This is a genomic window from Bradyrhizobium sp. P5_C11_2 (genome assembly GCF_054049755.1).
Window position 1 is genome coordinate 1 of the sequence record NZ_JBFULT010001003.1, and the last position, 1,363, is coordinate 1,363.

A 1,363-nucleotide genomic window follows, 5' to 3' on the forward strand; every position below is an offset into this window, starting at 1 on the left:
CGCCAGCGCCACCGCGGCGGCCGATACGAATCCGGCAGCGGCTCGCGCTTGATGTCGCCGCCGATCATGTCGTCGCGCGTGAACGATGCGGCGGCGGTGCCCGATGGTGCGGAGAAGATCCGGACCTCGAATGTCCCGTCCAGGCGATGTCCGCCCCAGCCGCCGATGCCGCCCATCAGCGCCTGGATGAAAGCCGCGACCGTGAGGTTGTCGTCGGGCCCGGAAAAATAGGCGATTGGCGCCGGCTGCGCGGCATTCACTGCGGCAAAGGATGCAGCGTCGAGGTCGTCGGGATCATCGAGCACGGTGCGATTGCGCAAGGCCCAGCGGACGATGTCGGCCGTCGTCGTGATGTAGCCGGCGGAATTGTCGCCGCGGACGTCCGCGGTCACCGTGCCGGCCGCGATCGAGCTGAGCTTGACCAGGCCTGCCGAAAGACACGTCTTGAACTGCCCCGGCGTGACGCTGGCGGCGGCAAGGGTGGCATAGTCGGCGACGTTGCCGGCGCCGGTCAGCGGCACGCCGCGGTCATAGACCGCATCGACCGCCTGCAGCGACCCGTCGTGGAGCTGATAGATCAGCAGGTTCGGCACCAGCAGCACGGGCGAGACGTTGAGCGCATTACCGAAGGCGAGCGGCTTGCGCTTGCCTGCGAGATCGGATCCGCCATCAGCGCCGCCGGTCCCGCCATAGGTGTTCGGCTGCAACGGCACTTCCAGCTTGTAGGAATAGTCCTCCAGGTCGATCGAGATGACCTCGGTGTCGATATTCCAGCCGGAGGCCGTGAGCTTCGCCAGCGGATAGGTGTCGGCATAGGGCTGGTCGGGCCGGCCGATGCGGATCGCGATCGGACGGCCGTCGATCGCGTAAGTCTGCGGCAGGAAGTCATACTCGGCATCGTCGTTGGAAATCGTGAGATTGCCGGTGCCGGTGGTGAACTGGCCGATGTCGCTCTGCATGATCGAGCGCGAGAACGAGAAGCTTTGCAGCACGCCGCGAAACGGCTGGTTGGCCGGCGTGTCGGTCGGCTCGGTGGCATAGCCCGCCGCGGTGGTGACGTAGATCTTCAGCGTCAGATCGGCCGACAGATCCATCGTCATGTCGAAATAGACGCGCATGTCCCGCCGGTCGGCCGACCAGGGCAACGCGCACATCGGGGCCACGCCGTACATCATGAGCGATCCGTCAAAACCCAGGGCTCGATCTCGGCGAAATAGGCGATCGGCACACCTTCCTCCTCGAGCATCAGATCCCATCCCGTCGAGCCCGCCCCGCGCGCGGTGGCGCCGCCGCTGGCGCTGCCGCGGGACGCATGCGCGCCGAAAGCAAAGGCGCTGGACGAGCCCACGGCCGTGCCCTTGGC

Annotated in this window: 2 protein-coding genes; both read right to left on the reverse strand. The window is 66.8% G+C overall.

The window, feature by feature from the left end:
- Window positions 1-1,175 (reverse strand): hypothetical protein (locus ACXJL8_RS41120; RefSeq protein ID WP_456687045.1); only part of this gene is annotated, 1,175 nt, incomplete at its 3' end.
- Window positions 1,172-1,363, reverse strand: a 192-nt coding sequence (locus tag ACXJL8_RS41125; RefSeq protein WP_456687046.1) for a hypothetical protein, incomplete at its 5' end; no start/stop codon positions are given. The genes ACXJL8_RS41125 and ACXJL8_RS41120, both read right to left, overlap by 4 nt.